The 14,804-nt window shown below is 49.8% G+C and carries 15 protein-coding genes and 2 pseudogenes; 11 read left to right on the top strand and 6 right to left on the bottom strand.

Annotated features, from left to right (window positions below; all coding sequences use genetic code 11):
• Positions 1-292 precede the first annotated feature (292 nt).
• From NDA02_RS25315 to NDA02_RS25300, 4 genes are all read right to left on the bottom strand, one after another.
• Entirely contained in the window at positions 293-916 is a 624-nt protein-coding gene (locus NDA02_RS25315; protein ID WP_190793200.1) for a restriction endonuclease subunit R, read from the bottom strand.
• Between the two features lie 86 nt (positions 917-1,002).
• A complete protein-coding gene (locus NDA02_RS25310) occupies positions 1,003-1,695 on the bottom strand; it encodes a Uma2 family endonuclease (protein WP_190793199.1) in 693 nt (230 codons plus the stop codon).
• A 235-nt stretch (positions 1,696-1,930) separates the two neighbouring features.
• Positions 1,931-2,413 carry a hypothetical protein gene (locus NDA02_RS25305; RefSeq protein ID WP_190793197.1) on the bottom strand — a complete coding sequence of 161 codons (483 nt, stop codon included), beginning with the start codon at positions 2,411-2,413 and terminating at the stop codon, positions 1,931-1,933.
• Positions 2,414-2,735: 322 nt separating this feature from the next.
• Positions 2,736-3,548 (bottom strand): hypothetical protein, encoded by an 813-nt coding sequence (locus NDA02_RS25300; RefSeq protein ID WP_190793196.1) that lies wholly within the window; start codon positions 3,546-3,548, stop codon positions 2,736-2,738.
• 135 nt (positions 3,549-3,683) lie between these two features.
• On the opposite strand from NDA02_RS25300, the gene NDA02_RS25295 reads away from it, so the two are divergent.
• The 4 genes from NDA02_RS25295 to NDA02_RS25280 all read left to right on the top strand — a co-directional run bounded on the left by NDA02_RS25295 (position 3,684) and on the right by NDA02_RS25280 (position 5,674).
• Positions 3,684-3,977: a hypothetical protein gene (locus NDA02_RS25295; RefSeq protein ID WP_190793195.1), complete on the top strand. Its 294-nt coding sequence runs from the start codon at positions 3,684-3,686 to the stop codon at positions 3,975-3,977.
• Between the two features lie 226 nt (positions 3,978-4,203).
• Positions 4,204-4,545, top strand: coding sequence for a hypothetical protein (locus tag NDA02_RS25290; RefSeq protein WP_190793194.1), 342 nt, complete (start codon positions 4,204-4,206; stop codon positions 4,543-4,545).
• Between the two features lie 107 nt (positions 4,546-4,652).
• Positions 4,653-5,168 (top strand): hypothetical protein, encoded by a 516-nt coding sequence (locus tag NDA02_RS25285; RefSeq protein ID WP_190793193.1) that lies wholly within the window; start codon positions 4,653-4,655, stop codon positions 5,166-5,168.
• A gap of 2 nt (positions 5,169-5,170) precedes the next feature.
• Complete coding sequence (locus NDA02_RS25280; protein WP_190793192.1) at positions 5,171-5,674, top strand: hypothetical protein; 504 nt, start codon at positions 5,171-5,173, stop codon at positions 5,672-5,674.
• 352 nt (positions 5,675-6,026) lie between these two features.
• Here the strand turns inward: NDA02_RS25280 and NDA02_RS25275 are convergent, their stop codons facing one another.
• Entirely contained in the window at positions 6,027-6,242 is a 216-nt protein-coding gene (locus NDA02_RS25275) for a hypothetical protein (RefSeq protein ID WP_190793191.1), read from the bottom strand.
• A 111-nt stretch (positions 6,243-6,353) separates the two neighbouring features.
• On the opposite strand from NDA02_RS25275, the gene NDA02_RS25270 reads away from it, so the two are divergent.
• Together NDA02_RS25270 and NDA02_RS25265 are read left to right on the top strand one after the other, a co-directional pair.
• The gene (locus NDA02_RS25270; RefSeq protein ID WP_190793190.1) at positions 6,354-7,823 is read left to right on the top strand and encodes a phytoene desaturase; all 1,470 of its coding nucleotides are present in this window, start codon (positions 6,354-6,356) and stop codon (positions 7,821-7,823) included.
• Between the two features lie 385 nt (positions 7,824-8,208).
• Positions 8,209-9,192: a hypothetical protein gene (locus NDA02_RS25265; protein ID WP_190793189.1), complete on the top strand. Its 984-nt coding sequence runs from the start codon at positions 8,209-8,211 to the stop codon at positions 9,190-9,192.
• A gap of 99 nt (positions 9,193-9,291) precedes the next feature.
• Here the strand turns inward: NDA02_RS25265 and NDA02_RS25260 are convergent, their stop codons facing one another.
• Positions 9,292-9,555, bottom strand: coding sequence for a bluetail domain-containing putative surface protein (locus tag NDA02_RS25260; RefSeq protein WP_348249876.1), 264 nt, complete (start codon positions 9,553-9,555; stop codon positions 9,292-9,294).
• Between the two features lie 74 nt (positions 9,556-9,629).
• Here NDA02_RS25260 and NDA02_RS25255 point away from each other — a divergent pair.
• From NDA02_RS25255 to NDA02_RS25235, 5 genes and pseudogenes are all read left to right on the top strand, one after another.
• Positions 9,630-9,764: pseudogene (locus NDA02_RS25255) on the top strand (ISNCY family transposase); the annotation flags it as partial.
• Positions 9,765-10,094: 330 nt separating this feature from the next.
• Positions 10,095-10,631 carry a hypothetical protein gene (locus NDA02_RS25250; RefSeq protein ID WP_190793186.1) on the top strand — a complete coding sequence of 179 codons (537 nt, stop codon included), beginning with the start codon at positions 10,095-10,097 and terminating at the stop codon, positions 10,629-10,631.
• The gene (locus NDA02_RS25245) at positions 10,628-10,837 is read left to right on the top strand and encodes a hypothetical protein (protein WP_190793185.1); all 210 of its coding nucleotides are present in this window, start codon (positions 10,628-10,630) and stop codon (positions 10,835-10,837) included. Before NDA02_RS25250 ends, NDA02_RS25245 begins: the two co-directional genes overlap by 4 nt.
• 51 nt (positions 10,838-10,888) lie before the next feature.
• On the top strand, positions 10,889-11,323 hold the full coding sequence (locus tag NDA02_RS25240) for a hypothetical protein (protein ID WP_348256156.1): 435 nt from the start codon (positions 10,889-10,891) through the stop codon (positions 11,321-11,323).
• Positions 11,324-11,625: 302 nt separating this feature from the next.
• Positions 11,626-14,802: pseudogene (locus NDA02_RS25235) on the top strand (PAS domain S-box protein); the annotation flags it as partial.
• Positions 14,803-14,804 lie beyond the last annotated feature (2 nt).

Genomic DNA, 14,804 nt, shown 5'->3' with positions numbered 1-14,804 from the left:
CTCTCGTTGTAACATCCTTGCAGCCATGCCGGAAGTCATTCGTCAGCACACGCTATTTCACTGGTGGAGGCAGGCATAAAATAGTGTTACTTTACTATCCGGATTCCGTATCAACAGTCCGGACAGTTTTAAACTGCTAACGGTAGGATGCAGGTTTCAGCCCTCTTAAAGGGGGCAAATGCCAACGGTAGAATGCGGGTTTCAGCCTCTGCCCCAAAAGTTGTCCGAAGTATTGTGATATGAAAGTCGCTTTTTGCTTTCTTGAAGGTAAAGTGATTGTAGAGCATGAGGGTTACTCTACAAGTTGCCCCAACCGTTTGAGGATGGCAAAAACGCTAATCAAATCGTCCAGTTCTCTAATCCCAAACAGCTTGGAAACCGCGTATCGGGGTAGATTTCCTTTCATGAGTTTGATGAACATGAAGCTGCCACCACTGGTTATCATGCCATAGCAGGATTGGTCAGGATTGGGGCTTGCCAGCATATAAGCCAGGATTTGCGCTAGTCCTGCTTCTACGGAATAGGAGGCGCGTTTGGATTCAACCACCAACACCCACAAACGGTCTTTGAGAACCAGGGTATCGAGACTGCCCGTAATCAGAATGTCCTCTTCTTCGGTTTGAATCTCGATCGACGGTTCCGATCGCACATGAAACGGTGGAAGATAGAAGCCCGCCAAAAAAAGAAGGGGATCGACGACGGACATTCGGATCACGCCTTCCAGGAGAGGCGGATAGTTGAGTAGATTGACAAAGCCATCCCGAATGCGTCTAAGCTGCTCCTTCTCCAGATCGCTGACTTCGGGCAGATTGCCCTGCCATTCCGGGAAGAATGCTCGATCGTCAACGAACTGAATGCCAAAATCGTCGATCAAGGTTCGCAACGTTACGGTCTTCGCCTGGATTATCTGTACCATCGTCTTCTCTTTCCCCAGTTCAATCAGTTTTCCTGACGCAACCCTGTCTGATCCAAGATGCTCTTTTATTTTGATCGGCAATTCAGTTAATGAGGGAAGCGAGCCAGTTTCTGCACAAATGCTGCATGTTCTGGCAATCGCGTTCCTTGTTGCACGACCGCTAACACTTGCTGCAAATCTCCGGATAGCAGAGCCTCGACTGCTAACCACAATCCTGGAAAAACTTGACTTTTGATCATGCCATCTGCGTCTACAGGTAGGCTCAGGTAATCGCCTTCACTCAAATAAAACCAATCTAATTTCCGCTCCAGGACTTGCCAGACGATGTACTCTTGAACGCCAGTCCGTCGGTAAGCAGTTTTCTTCGCGTGAAGATCGATCGCTGCACTACTTGCAGCAATTTCAATCACCAGTTCAGGCGCACCTTCGATATAATCGTCTTCACTCAGCCGTGATTGCCCCCCAAATGCCTCATCAATCAGCAGCACTGCATCCGGTTGCGGTTCGTTATCGAGATCAAGCCGCACTGTTGGCGCATCTCCCGTTAACACACCGGGTGTCACGGCTGCATAGTTTGTCAACCAGCCCATAATCCAGCTATGGGGCTGACCATGACTCCTGAAGCGCAATGCGGCAGGCATATAGACAATTCCTTCAATCAGTTCCGCTTTCTTGAGTTGGGGCATGGCACTGTAGCGTCGCTCAAACTCGAAACGAGTGAGCCGATCGCCATTTTCCAGCGGGGGAATTTTAGAGTCCTGCGTCAGACGGTCCACCATAGGGCAATTCTTAAGGACTGACAGAATTAACTTTCATTCTAGGGCTTACATTTTCTACGTCGCGTCCCCCGATCGTCGATCGAGGATTCCTGTGGAAAGGACGACTAAACCCGCCGATCGTGCTCAATCCCACCGCAGCCTCCGCTTCCCTGTTCACCGTCATGCCGCCTTCAGAATTTTGGGTAGCACTCGGAAGTGCTCTATTGCTAGCGCAGGGAGCGACGGACTGAGGAAGTTAAGCCGACTGTTCAAGCTGCGATCGATCCCACCCGACACTTTGGGATTCTGGAGGATCAAGAGACAGAGCATACGCTTGCCAACCGCTAATATGCCAATTCTGGGTTTCAGAACCAGGGGAAATTAGAGCTTCCAGAGTTTCGAGTCGTGCAGTCAACAGGGTTAAAATTTCTGCTCCGGTTCGGGGCTGCCGCAGGCTTGAAAGGACTTCTCGTTCCACGTTCATGATATGAACACACCGTAGATGCAGGAATGTCCCCACATCCTGGCACTTCTCAAAATTGCTGCCCCAGCAGTTCACGGTATTGGGACTAACTCCCAGAACGTGATGCAGCTCTGCGACACAGGCTTTTCGATAGCCACGATCAAAAGGATAAATCCCCCGCTTTTGCCCGACCCAAATTTGGCAGTAGTCGGCTGACGTGAGCGGCTTTTGGCTCCATCTTTCTAAAATTTCTGAAACACGCACCGGATGGCTCATGGTCAACGTCCTTGTATCGAGTGAAGCAACAAAATTCCTGCCTGTCTCTTGCGATCGACTTAGAAATAGAATCGCCAGGGTTGTCCTAAAAACTGCTAAAGCATGAGAAGCGGAGCCGGACTGCTGGGAACTGACCGAGCAGATTCCTCTTCGACCCTCCGGCAGGGGTAGAAACAATCGCCAAAGGCAGGGAAGTTTTACTTGGCGAGAAGGCGAGAAGCTGGAGGAACCTGGGGTAGTTTAGAGTTCGGAAGCGCAGCCCTAAAGAGTACCGCAACCGAGGTAAGGAAAAAGGCGGCGATGGCGAGCGCAACCGATAACTTCAAGCAGACTGTTGTTGAGGGGGATCGATGGGAATAGATAGTAAGCCCAGCTTTTTTGCCAGCTCCACCCGTGCCGATTCGGTTGCCTGCACCATGCTGCCAATCTCGGCGATCGCAAGTTCTGTCCCCAAGCGAGAGCCTTTTTGCGTCGCGTTCAGCTTCAAGGCATCTTCCAGTGTCCGATCGTTGCTGACAAACTGCTGCAAGGTCGTATTGAGGCTATTAATCGCTTCAGTTAGGCGATCAGTGGAATCAACAACCGTTAGCTGAAGCGGCTGAATTCCCTGAACCGGAAGCGGCACTTCTGAATTTCTAAGCGTGATGCCAGCACATACTTGGGGGTTAGCAGCAGTCTGGGTCTGGGCTTGAGCCGCCTGGTATGCCGCAACCAGTTCTGCGTTTTGCTCCCAGAGTTGGGTTTTCCAGGCTTCAAAGGGCAAGCCTGAAGTCCGGTATTGCCCCATCAGTTCGACACAAAGCGGGCTGTACCGCTCATCCGGCAACTTGAGGTCAGATTCATGGAACCAGGGGCAGGCTTCTTTGACCTTCTGGAACCACTGCTGCACCGATTTGCGCGACACACCGTAATACTCGGCGATCGCTTTGGTGAATTGAGGTTCAACAGGCTGCCATAAGGGAGGTTGGTTCGTACGACCTTCGCGGGAAGTGGCAGGGGAAGTCGCAGCCACCTCGCGTTCAGCTTCGGGGATGGGTGGCAGGTCGGTTTCGGCGGGTGGCAGGTCAGCTTCTTGGGAAAAGGCGATCGAGTCTAGCACCGGTTGAAACGCCGATGAATTCATGTATTGCGTCATATTCTTAGGCTCTTGAAAGAATTCATGCGAAGTGGGGTTTAGTTCTTACCCCAGTTCCTACGAAGCATGGTAACATGATTGCATCAGAATGCACCAAATTGCACCAATAGTTAGCGTAGGGGTTAGAGTATGCTTATGTCAGAACCAGTTGGACAGGAAACAGTGGATCGCATCAGCATTGACATTGAAGGACTTCGAGAGCCTTTAGAGGCTGTTGCCGCTAAAGAAGAGCGCAATCTGAATCAGATGATCCGGTTCCTGTTAAAAGAAGGGCTGGCAAGAACTTCAAGTCGTTCAAACCGCAGCGTAAAAACGTTTAAGCCGGGATGGGTGGAAGAAATAGAGACTGACGAGCTTGCAGCAATGGCGACAGAAATTATTACCGAGCTAGAGCGACGTGCTCAAAACAACAAAGCAAATCTGCCATAGCAAGCTTGTTTACTGAAAGTCTTGTTCTGCGCTCATGCAGCTAATGCGCTTAATTTAGTGATCCGGTAAAGCTTTTGCTTCCGGACAGCAGCATTCTTCCTAACTAATGCAGCCTTAGCCAGTCCCAAGCCTGGTTTTGAAATGCAGAGGGAGCCAAATAGAAAGCGATCGCCCACCGTCCAAAGTTTGCGATCGCCCTCTAAATGTTGTTTATCTAATCACGAATATGGTATCAAAAAATTCCTGGCAAGGTACACCTCTTGCCCCGGATCAGCTTTTTAGTGCTGGTTTTCGCGATGGCATAAATCATCGTGCCCCTCATCCGCAGTTTCAAGACAACACCCACTACCTCAAAGGCTACGCGGAGGGGTGTCGCTCCACTACCGAAAACCCAGAACTGACTGCCTTTTGTCGAATTTCTGACCTTACAACTGCCCTACACTCAGTTCACCGCTGGGAACAGGATCGAGAACGGCTGGGTTTTGGCAAAGTTGCCCTGGGCTACCGCAACCACTACTGGATAATCCTGGTCACGAAAGATCTGCACGACAAAGTTCTTCCCTTCTAAATCAATTTGATTGCAGGCGATCGCCCTTTTCAGTTGGAGAGAGGCGATCGCTCCCTTGTTGTTTGTCCTCTTTTGGAAACCCACCCTTGTTGTGGGTCAACTTTCCTATGCAAAAACTCACTGCCTTCCCCCGTCCGGCTTTTCCTCAAGCGCACTCTGAACCGGAAGAAGTTCTGGGAAATTCGATCGTCCTCGATCTTGACCAATTCCCAGAACTGCAATGGATCTCCCGCTACCTCGTTGCTCTGCACAAGCTCCAGGCTGAACGCGATCGTCTCGCTCAAGACATTCGGGCGATCGAGCAAGAGGGCGACGTGTTCTTTGACCAATGGATTGAACCCTACACGAAGAACAAAAACGGGAAGCAATACACCTACCACCAATTGCGGTGGCTTACAGGCGAGTATAAAAAATCGGGTCAGCCCAAGGTCAAAACCAAGCATCTCTCCCATCAGCAGGTGGGCGAAGTCCGAGCGGCGATCGAGCGGGGACAGCAGGTAAAAGTTCTCCAGGAGCAGCAATCGCTAATTGATGCACAGATAGTTCGTCTCAGGCAGCTTGTGCGGAGTACAGGAAGACGGATGCAACGGTTGAATCAACCTTCTCGTGCAGGGAGGAGATGATCATGATTCATAGAACGTTGGAAGCAAACTCTATTCCCATTCCCCCTCAACTGGCAGGCTTGCTAAAACAAACGCTGGGTAAATCTGGAACGGGGTTTGATGAGAGTGTTTTTTTGCAGCAGTTACATTACTGGACGACCAATTCAGCCGTGTCTGGTTGGATCGTCGATGGCAGCAAATGGATTTACAACTCGCTTAAGTCCTGGCAAGAGCAGTTTCCCTGGATGACGCAGTATAGCTTAAGGAAGGCGATCGCTAATCTGAAAAAGCTTGGGCTGATTCAGACGGCTCAACATTGGATTACTTCTTATAAGCGTGTCATGTTCTATCGGATTAATTACGATCGCTTGTCCGCTTTTACTGGAACCGTATGCGATCTTGTCACACCTCGATGTGCGAACAGTGATCCGACCGATGTGTTGAATGATCGCACAACCAATACAGAGATTTCTTCAGATAATGAACTGGAGTACCTGAAGCGGCAACTTGACCTGTTATATGCTTGAAGAGTTAACGAATTGGAGTTCGCTGGAAATCAGGCTAGATAGAAAGCGATCGCCCACCTCCGTTTTCTGACGGCATGGCGTAACGATGTCATATAAAAAGTCTGCTTGCCTGCACCAATCGATTGACCTGTAGTGAAATTCGGTCAACTTGATCAAGCGCAGCAGTAGGATGAGTCTCCTAAACACTCATGCTAATTTGCGGTTTTCTCCGAGGTCAACAGCACTTAATGAGAGTTATGGTTCTAATGTGTTGTTAGCAGGAATGAAATGAAGATGAATCCTCAAGCAGAAAAAGGTTGGATGGACGCAGATCGCATGACTTTTGTGGGTCTCATCCTCGCTTTTGTGGGTCTTATCGTTGCAATTGCGACACCTGAAATTCGCTGTTTGCTTCATCTACAATCTGAAGCCTGCCCTCCTGCTCATCCGGTTCAGCATCATGTACAACAGGCTTTTCAGGTGCTAAAGCAGAGTTTTCCTCATGGGCTTGTTCATCGGCTGACGCCCTGGTAACAATCTGGAATTTTTTCTTTGGGTAATCTCTGTTGCACTTGAACGATTCAGCCATACCAACTTTTCTCAGGTTTCTCAAGACTGCTGGACGACTGTATTCCGAAAATTAGAAGCTGCTGGAAGCTCCGTCTGATTTAATGAATTTGGCAGGTTCTAAAAAAGATTCATGAGGATTATTGTGATTGGCAGCGGCTTTGGCGGGTTGTCGGCTGCAATTCGGCTACAGGCACAAGGACATCAGGTGACGATCGTGGAGAAACGAGACAAAGCTGGGGGTCGTGCTTCTGTGTTTCAACAGGAGGGCTTTACCTTCGATGCAGGTCCGACGATTATTACCGCGCCCTATCTGATTCATGAGCTGTTTGAGATCAGCAACCGCAAAACCGAGGATTATGTGACGCTGGTGCCGTTAGACCCGTTTTACAACGTCCGGTTTGAAGATGGCTCCGTGTTTCACTACAACGGCGATCGCGATTACCTGCTAGAGCAAATTCGGCAGTTCAATCCAGCCGATGTGGCGGGCTACCATCGCTTTTATCGGGCATCAGAACAGGTGTTTGAGAAGGGGCTACCGATGATGACCCAGCCTTTCAGTCACCTCACTGATATGCTGAAGGTTGCACCCGATATGCTGCAATTACAATCATTCAAGTCCGTGGCGGGCTTTGTGAACCAGTACATCCAGGATGAGCGGCTACGGCAGATTTTCAGCTTTCATCCGTTGTTGATTGGCGGTAATCCCTTCCAAAGCACAGCGGTCTACGCCATGATTCACAAATTGGAGCAGGCGTTTGGGGTCTGGTTTGCAATGGGGGGAACGGGGGCACTGGTCCGAGGATTGGTGCGACTGTTTGAGGAATTGGGGGGAGGATTACGCCTCAATTGTGAAGTCGCGGAGATTTTGATCGATGGTAAGACGAAACGAGCAACAGGAATTGCGTTGAAGAATGGAGAGTTGCTTCAGGCAGAGGCGATTGTGAGTAATGCCGATGTTGCTTCGACTTACCTCAATCTGGTTCCCGCTCAGTTTCGACGCAAGTATCACGACCGTCATCTTGAGCGTTTGCGCTATTCGATGTCGCTGTTTGTTCTGTACTTTGGAACGAATTGCCGATATGAGAAGATGGCGCACCACGAAATTTTAATGGGTCCGCGCTATTGGGAATGGATGGTAGACTTATTCGATCGTAAGCATCTGGCATCCGATTTCTCGCTGTATTTGCATCGTCCGACAGCAACTGATCCGACGCTTGCCCCAGAGGGGTGTGATTGTTGGTATGCCCTGGCTCCTGTCCCCAACCTAGATGGCGCAACCGATTGGCAGGAAAGGACAAAGCCCTACCGAAATGCGATCGTGCAATATTTGGAACAGCACTATCTGCCGGACTTGTCACAGCATATTGTCATAGAGCATGTCATCAACCCACTCTATTTTCGGGACGAACTGAACAGCTACAAAGGAAGTGCATTTTCAGTAGAGCCAACGCTGTTCCAATCGGCATGGTTTCGTCCCCATAATCAGAGCGAGGATGTTGCCAATCTCTACTGTGTGGGAGCGGGAACCCATCCGGGAGCAGGGCTACCAGGGGTGATGAGTTCTGGGAAAATTGCGGCAGAGATGATTGGTAAAGCATAAACCAGAGCCAGAAGGTCAATTTGCATTCCCGTACCCGGTTCGAGCGTGTAAGCTTCCACATTAAACCGGATAGGTATGAATTTGTAGAGTTGGAGTGACAGAGCCTTACCTGATGCGAGTTGCTGGAGGGGGAGGGTTTCGATCGGGGGAACTATCGAATGGTTTCAAATTGAGTAACCCGTTCTGTTAATGCTGGAGCAACGGCTAAGTTGAAAAAGCGAGTTTTTAGATTTAACAGTTACTGGGTTTTATTATGCTTCGTTTCCTCTCATTCTCGAAAATTTCTCAGTTTCATAAGGCTTGTTCGACTGCTTGCCTGAGTCTGGTCATCTCCAGTGGAGCTTGCCCATTTGTTGCTCAATCCGCGGCAATTGCCAGTACACCTGTGGATCGCTCAATTATTGAGCAATCGAACCCTGCTCAAGGAACAACTATTCAACTGCCGCCACAGGTTATCCGGCGAGTCCGACGCGACTTAGTTCAGCGGTTTAATTTGCCCCGACGGGATCTCAGGGTTGTACAGTTTAGCCAGGAAACTTGGTCAGATAGCTGTTTGGGTTTAGCTGCACCCAATGAGCGATGTGCGATGGCAACAGTAGACGGATGGCGCATCGAACTCTCGAATGGGCAGCAGAACTGGGTTTATCGCACCGATCGAAGGGCGCAAGTCATTAAGCTAGAAACTCAGGACACGGCTACCCTACCGCCGCAACTGGTTGATCGGCTATTTGAAACGATCGCCCGTGAAGCCAATGTTCCTGCGAATACGCTCAAAGTCATTGAGTCTCAGCCTCGAACCTGGGACGGCTGCATGGGAATTTTTGTCTCAGGACGCGCCTGCACCAGGATTGCCATTCCTGGCTACCGTGTGATTGTGGAGGGCAATCGCCAGAGCTGGATTTATCACCTGGATCAAGAGGGTACGCGCATCGTGCAAAATGCAACGGCAAGCGGCAGTGGCAGTCAAATCACGCCTTCCTTCATGCCATCCGAGGCAGAGTATCCAGGGTTAACTGAAAACATCGTGTTTCAGATGACAGTATCGGGGGGACTAGGCGGCGGTACAACTCAGACGGTTTTGACTGCCGATGGAACGCTCTATCGCAGAAGCACAGGCATACCGGCTTCTAACGCTGAACCGATGACGAAACGCCTTTCGCAGCAGCAGTTGCAGCAGTTTGAGCAGGTCTTACAGCAGCAGCAGTTTCCCAACCTGAACGGCATGAGATATCTCACCTCTGCTGCCTTGGCAGATTATCCCACCACTGTTGTTCAGGCAATGGGAAGCACGGTCGCGTATATTGATCTCGAACAGGACAGCCTGCCCCAGTCCTTACAAACGATTATTCGGGCATGGAATCAGCTATGACCTGTCTTTGGGGATGAGATCGATATCAGCTAAAGTAAGTGTCGATCGCCAGTATTCCTGTTCTCGTTTCTGGCTTTGGCAGCGCTATGCCTGTAACGTTCAGCAGCAGATCGCGATTTGCTGCAAAGCCAGGGAAGGATCGTTCACGGTCAGATAGGTTCGTCCCTGCCACTGTAAGAAGACCGCTTCGTTTGCCTGCAACTTTTGCTGACCCCGTCGCTTAAAGTTCTTGTCTCGATAAGCGGCGTTTACCGCTCCAGCGAGTGAACTGGCGCTGATCCGACCCGTATAAAACAGCGCAGCAGGGGTTTCACCCACGCCATCATCATTCGTATCAATCAGCAATCGATCGCCCTCTTTCACTTCTAGTCCGTGATCTGATCGAGCGATCTCAAACTAGATTGGCGATAAACCTGCGCCTCGCTGCTGCCTGCGTAGAGATCTGGGACCTGTTGAATCCCGTGGCACCTGAGCAGGTTTTTCCCGTGTTTGAGGAAATCTTGCAGGTGTTAGAACAGCAGGGGCAGTTAAAGAGCTTCCGCTCTGTGTCGGACACCCTGTTGATTGCCTTGGCTAGGGTGATTGAAGCATAGCTGTCATAGAATGCAATTAGGCTAAAACCCTTGCAGGGAGAGGGATTACGAATAGTTTTTTCGTACTAATATTTTTAGTGCATCCCCAATCAACCTCTATTAATTAACCTAACTGCGTTGTCTCAGGCTCTGGATTTGCTCTAATTGCATCTGGTGACAGCAACCCTTTAATCACCCCAAACTTATGCTTTCAGCGACAGACCAACCCCTTACTTTTCCGAGGAGTAGCAATTCTAAGATTATTATTGCTACTCCTCGGAAATACAAACGGTTCAGGCATAATAAGGGTGCTTTCTCGAGCAGGAGCGTATGGGGCGATCGCTCAATGAAAAGTGCTGGGCGTGCAGTCTGCTAACGCCGAATCAGGCACGACAACAGCATGGGTCGCAAGACGGTGATGGCTGCTGGAATGATGCGGTTTGCCACAGTCGGCGATCGTATTATCGTCAGGGTCGCGGCAACCGAGTGCGGCGGCAGCCGCAGGTAGCTGAGATGGTCGTACCGGTACCCATCGTTTTGTTTGTCGTCCTGCACACGTATGTCGAAAAGCCGCGTCAGCCCAACGATGACATTGTGATTCATACGATGTGCGCGGAGTTGTGGGTGGGAGAGAAGCCGACCGCGCTGACACAGCCGCAGCATACTTTTGGGCTGCCACCTAGACTGGTGAAAGACTACGCACGGCAGCTTTTGGAGGCGCTTTACCAGCAGTATGGCAACGGGCGGCGCAGCGGCTTTGAACGTTTTGCGCGGGAGGAACAGCACGCGATCGCACAGTGCCCGATCCGCCCCTGTTCCTATCATGCTGAGCATCTTCTGTTTATTGAAACAGGAGGGTGTGGATGACAGCGACACAATTGGAATTGGAGTTGTGGGATCAGTTGCAACAGGCGCAGCAGATGCCGGAGGCGGTTGACGTGGCGCAACTGTTGGATGAGGTGGAAGCAGCAGCGGCACAACTGCCTGAAACCCAAAAGTTGCAGTTTGCTGGAGATGCTTTGCTTCAGATTGCTGAGCTGTGTGCTGTGCGAGCTGAGGTGCTGATGATCTAGTGGGAAGAGTTAGTCCGTGATCCAATCGTTGAGCAAGGCTTTTTTGCCGATGTGGTGCGACAAGCGATGGCAGTGGATTTGAGCGATTTGATGGAGCCAGCCCGACCGCGCCAGCAAAGAGCAAAGCCGATTGCTAAACCGAAAGAATCGATTGCGGCTCCCGTTGACAAAGCAGCAGTGCTGGCAATGGTTGACCAGCTAGAAGCAGAAGACGAAGCAGCGCAGAAACAGTCTATTTTGGTGCTCGCCCATTCAGAAGATGTGGCTAGCTGGACAGCAGCGATTTTAGAGTGGCTACAGACCACCCTACTTTCGGTTTCGATCGCCGAACTCAGTGATAGCTTAGAGATGCCGTGGATAGAGGTATGGTTAGGCGTATTGTTCGGCGGTTTTCAGTTAGAGCAGCGGGGGGAGTTTTATGAGGCGCCCATTTGGGTGAAGCGCTCCGGCGACCAGGCAATGACTCTGAGGCAAGATGGGAGCTAGAGGCAGGAAAGTTGGGCTTGGCTGAGTGAGAACTTACATCGGCAAACTTTGGATCGCAATAATTTAAACTGAGTCTCAAGATCTTAAATTTCTTTGCAAAAATTGTTTTTGAGTAGGTTGAAGTGTGAGCGCGGCTCAAGGATCAAGTGGGCCTCGTACCCCTTTTCCACCCCGAATGAGAACGTAGTAGTAGTCATTGGAAAGCCTTCAGAAAATCCACCCAGAAGCTTAATTTTCTGGATTTTAGCAAGAGATATACTTTAGGAGACTGCTGACAGTTCTTCGTCGGGGAGAGTTTAATGGTCCATCTCGATCAATTGATTGTCACATTGATGCAGGTGGTAATCGAAAATGCAGGAGCCGAAACTGGTACTTTGGTTCTCTTAGAGGAGGATCAACTCACTGTGATGGCTCAATGCAGTGGAAGTAAACAGTGTGACCTAGAAAAGCTTGCTGTTGCTGACTGTGCAACGATTCCTGTCTCCGTCATTCACTTGGTAGAACGCACTCAAGAAACTTTGGCGTTTGATGATGCAGTCAGCGAATCGTCTTTTTCAACTGATCCTTACATTCAAAAGCAACAGACGCGATCGCTCCTCTGTCTACCCATTCTCAATCAAACCCAGTTGATCGGCATCCTTTATCTAGAGAACAATCTTAATGCCGGAGTGTTTACTAGCGATTGCTTACAAGTCCTTAAACTGTTGATGGCTCAGGCAGCAATTTCACTAGACAATGCTCGGTTGTATGCACAATTAGCAGGCTATACCAAAACGCTGGAACGGAAAGTAGAAGAGCAAACTCAAGCCTTGCAGCAGGAGATCGCGGAACGTCAACAAACCGAAGCCGCATTGAGACAAAGTGAAGCGAACTACCGCAACCTGTTACAAACCGCGAATTCAGTCATCATTCGCTATGACACGCAAGGACGGATTCACTACATCAACGATTATGGGGTAAAACTCCTGGGCTATGAAGAACACGAGATTTTAGGGCGAACCGTATTTGAAACCATCCTTCCAGACATCGAACTCTCTGGACGCGATATGAAACCCTTTGTCCGTGATTTACTTCGTAATCCTCAATCGTACCCGCAAGGTGAGGGTGAAAATTTGTGTCGAGACGGTCGGCGAGTTTGGATGGCCTGGTCGAATCAAGCCATCTTCAATGAACAGGGAGAGGTTGTTGAAATTTTATCGGTGGGCAATGACACCACCCAGCGTAGACAAGCAGAAGAGGCATTACAACGCAGTGAAGCCAAGTTCCGTAATATCTTTGAAAACTCACAGGTCGGCATCTTCCGAAACCGCATTTCGGATGGATTAATTCTCAATGCCAATCAACGCCTTGCCAATCTATATGGCTTTGACTCACCAGAGGAGATAATTGGGGTTGAACACACCGCAGGCTACTATGTCAATCCCAGAGATCGCCAACACGTCATTGAGTTGCTGAAGCGGGATGGGGAAGTGCGAAACTTTGAAGCCCAGATGCGAAAACGAGATGGGACATTGTTCTGGGGACTTTTCTCTTCTTATCTGAATGCAGGCGATGACTACATTGAAGGGGTGATTGCGGATATTAGCGATCGCAAACGAGCAGAAGTCGCTCTACAAATGAGTGAAGAACGACTACGCCTAGCATTAACCGCTTCAAATCAGGGACTCTACGATCTCAACATCAAAACTGAAGAAATCGTGGTTAACCCAGAATATCCTTTAATGCTGGGCTATGATCCAGCAACGTTTCACATGACCAAATCTTGGTGGGTTGAGAATTTGCATCCTGACGACAGAGAATCAATGGTTGCAACTTACAATGCTTTTGTTACTGGAGAAGTCCCCAATTGTCAAACAGAGTATCGCCATCGTACCCAGGATGGTCAGTGGAAATGGATTCGTTCTGTCGGCAAAATTGTGACCTGGAATGAATTCGGTGAACCCATCAGAGCATTGGGAGTTTATACGGATATCGACGATCGCAAACAAGCAGAAGCGGTGTTGCGCCAGTCCGAGGCTCAGTTTCGAGAACAGGCAATCCTCTCCGCTTTTCGTGCCGATGTGGACAGTGCCCTTGCTCAAAGTGATAGTTTACCCTTGATGCTGCATCGCTGTGCAGAAGCCGTTGTTAAGCACTTGAATGCGGCATTTGCTCGAATTTGGACAATCAATAAAGACCAGGATGTTTTGGAGTTACAAGCCAGTGCGGGAATGTATACCCGTCTTGACGGTACCTACAGTCGAGTGTCCATGAATAGCCCGAAACTTGGACGAATTGCTCAAGAAAGCTTTCCACTGTTGATCAACCATGTGTTTGATGACTCATATATTGATCACGAATGGGCAGAGCGAGAAGGTATTGCGGCATTTGCAGGCTGTCCGATCCTGCTGGATGAGCAGTTGGTTGGCGTGATCGCGATGTTTGCTCGACAATCCATTCCGGTGTCTCACTGTGAGGCATTGGGGTTTGCCGCTCGCGAGATGGCATTGGGAATTAAACGCAAGCAAGCAGAAGCAGCATTGCAAGCTTCTGAAGCAGAGCTGCGGGCGCTCTTTTCAGCCATTCCCGATCCGCTATGTATCTTCAGTGCTGAAGGGCAATTGCTCTGCACAATCAAAGGAAATTCATCCTATGGAGAGGAGTGTACTGGCAAAACGCTGCATCAACTTTTTGCCAAAGAACAAGCCGATGAATTCCTGAATCAAATTCAGCAGGTGCTGAGAACCCAACAAGTCCTCACCGTTGAATACAGTCACTGCTTTGCTGGGCGAGAAATCTGGTTTTCGGCTCGCATTGCCCCGATTCAGCACGAACAGGTGATTTGGCTGGCGCGAGATATTACGCTGCAAAAGCAAGCAGAAGTCGCCTCAATCTTAGAAGAACGCAACCGCATGGCGCGTGAAATTCATGACACACTCGCTCAGGCGTTTACAGGCATTCTGATCCAGGTTGATGCAGCGACTCAAGTGTTAACCGATGATGTAGAAGCTACCCAAGCGCATTTAGACACGATCGAGGAGTTAGCCCGCACTGGACTGTCTGAAGCGCGTCGCTCGGTGACAGCCCTGCGTCCCCAGTTGCTGGAAGAAGGTGATTTATCGAGTGCCCTTGAGCGGTTGGTAAACCAGATGAGAGTGGCGACCAATACGGATCTCATTTACTCAATTCAGGGGGTCGCCTATTCCTTACCCGCCGAGGTGGAAAATAACTTGCTGCGGATTGGACAAGAAGCACTGACCAATGCAATCAAATATGCTAACGCGAATGAAATTAGAATTGAGTTAGTCTATGACAATGCTCAGTGTCGCTTGCAAGTCAAAGACGACGGACAAGGCTTTGGCGTGGTTGGCGTTCCAATGAGCGGCGGATTTGGATTGTTGGGCATGAGCGAGCGAGCAGAGCGCATTGGCGCACAACTGGTAATCGAGAGCCAACCAGGGCAAGGAACAGAAATTATTGTCATTGTTAATCGAGGGTGAGC

The organism is Leptolyngbya sp. ST-U4 (assembly GCF_039962215.1).
GTDB lineage: Bacteria > Cyanobacteriota > Cyanobacteriia > Elainellales > Elainellaceae > Leptolyngbya_A.
Note: the sequence above shows the minus strand (reverse complement) of the source record. Positions and strands in the feature narration are given on the sequence as shown.